The sequence below is a fragment of the Vibrio sp. 811 genome, from assembly GCF_033339195.1.
The window spans coordinates 1-970 of the sequence record NZ_JAWOUB010000145.1; the positions used below are offsets into that span (position 1 = coordinate 1).

General features: G+C 47.0%; 1 pseudogene. It reads right to left on the reverse strand.

Features of this window, described 5'->3' with window-relative positions:
• Positions 1 to 923: pseudogene (locus R7Q46_RS25435) on the reverse strand (PHP domain-containing protein); the annotation flags it as partial.
• Positions 924 to 970: the final 47 nt, after the last annotated feature.

The following is a 970-nucleotide window of genomic DNA, read 5'->3' on the forward strand; positions in this document are numbered from 1 at the left end:
CCACTGGATGAACTCCATTACGATCAAGAAGTAGCCAGGGAACCCCATTTGGTTGATTACGTCGAGTTCGATTTGTAAACGCTCGTCGTATTCTGGACGGCGCTTTTTGCGCTCTTCTTCATTAGGGAATAGGAACTCTAGACGCTCTTCCAAACCTTCTCGCGACTTCATGACCAAGAATTCAGTTTCTTCCATCCCTTCTGTTGGGAAGGCTGGCAAGAAGTATTCACCCAAACGAACGGTCACGTTACAACGCTTGGCGATCTCGACCCTGTTTTCTAGCGCTTCTGGAATATCAGCAAACAGCTCACACATTTCCTCTTCAGTGCGAAGGTACTGCTGCGGGCTGTAATTTTTTGGTCGGCGTGGATCTTCTAATGTGTAACCATCATGAATCGCAACACGAATCTCGTGCGCATCGAAAAGGTCTGCACTTAGGAAAACCACTTCGTTTGTCGCGACCACAGGCAAGTCATGTTGCTCAGCGAGATCGATGGCAAAATGCAAGTACGTCTCTTCATCCGGACGACCTGTACGAATCAATTCTAGATAGAAACGGTCAGCCACGCCCTATCAATCACAGGTTGGTGCTGAACGTGGCCACGTAAATACGCTTTGGAAATCAGTAACGTGAGGTTCTTGTAACCTGTATTGTCGGCAGCAAGTACTGTCAGCTGGGTCAGTTCTTCACCAAATTCATCAGATTGCATTTTGAAATCTGCACCGATGATCGGTTTAACGCCGGAGCCATGCGCTGTGCCATAAAACTTCACCAAACCACATAAGTTGGTGAAGTCAGTCAAAGCCATGGCAGGCATACCAAGCTCGGCGACTTTCTTGACTATCGGTGGAACTTTATTGATACCATCCACCATCGAGAAATCACTGTGAATACGAAGGTGGACGAACTTGGGATCTGACATTAACAGGTACCGTGTAACTCTATTTTGTTGGGGATTCTAACCTAAAG